The following is a 753-nucleotide window of genomic DNA, read 5'->3' on the forward strand; positions in this document are numbered from 1 at the left end:
GACGAGCCGGTGTCCGCGCTGGACGTGTCGATCCAGGCCCAGGTCGTCAACCTCATGGACGACCTCCAGGAGGAACTGGGTCTGACGTACGTGATCATCGCGCACGACCTCTCGGTCGTCCGGCACGTCTCGGACCGGATCGCGGTGATGTACCTCGGCAAGATGGTCGAGATCGCGGACCGCACCTCGCTGTACGAGGCGCCGATGCACCCGTACACCAAGGCGCTCATGTCGGCCGTGCCGATCCCGGATCCCAGGCGCCGGGGCGCCAAGAGCGAGCGCATCCTGCTTTGCGGTGACGTGCCCTCGCCGATCTCGCCGCCGTCGGGGTGCCGGTTCCACACCCGGTGCTGGAAGGCGACGGAGATCTGCAAGACCACCGAGCCCCAGCTCCTGGAGCTGCGGCCGGGTCAGCGGGTCGCCTGCCACCACCCCGAGAACTTCGCCGACCAGGCCCCGCAGGACACCGTCCTGCTGACGGCGGCGAAGGAGGCCTCCGAGCTGGTGCCGGACGCGGTGCTGGAGGAGTCGGCGGAGACGTCGGCCGCCGTCGCGGCGGAGGTCGCGGAGACCGTTGCCACCAAGGAGCCGGAGACCGGGAAGCCTTCCGTGGCTAAGGTCGAGGAGGCCAAGGTCGAGAAGAGCGAGACGGCTGAGAAGTCTTCCGTGGCCAAGGCCGAGGAGACCAAGGCCGAGACGGCGGGCACCGAGAAGGTCGAGAAGGCCGAGGCGGCCGGGAAGTCTTCCGTGGCC

Annotated in this window: 1 protein-coding gene; it reads left to right on the forward strand. The window is 69.3% G+C overall.

Annotated elements, in window-relative coordinates; translation table 11 throughout:
* On the forward strand, positions 1–753 hold a 753-nt coding region (locus GT030_RS04720; protein ID WP_237522201.1), incomplete at both ends, for an ABC transporter ATP-binding protein.

Origin of the sequence: Streptomyces sp. SID1328, from assembly GCF_009865595.1 — a bacterium.
In the GTDB taxonomy this organism is placed as follows: domain Bacteria; phylum Actinomycetota; class Actinomycetes; order Streptomycetales; family Streptomycetaceae; genus Streptomyces; species Streptomyces griseoluteus.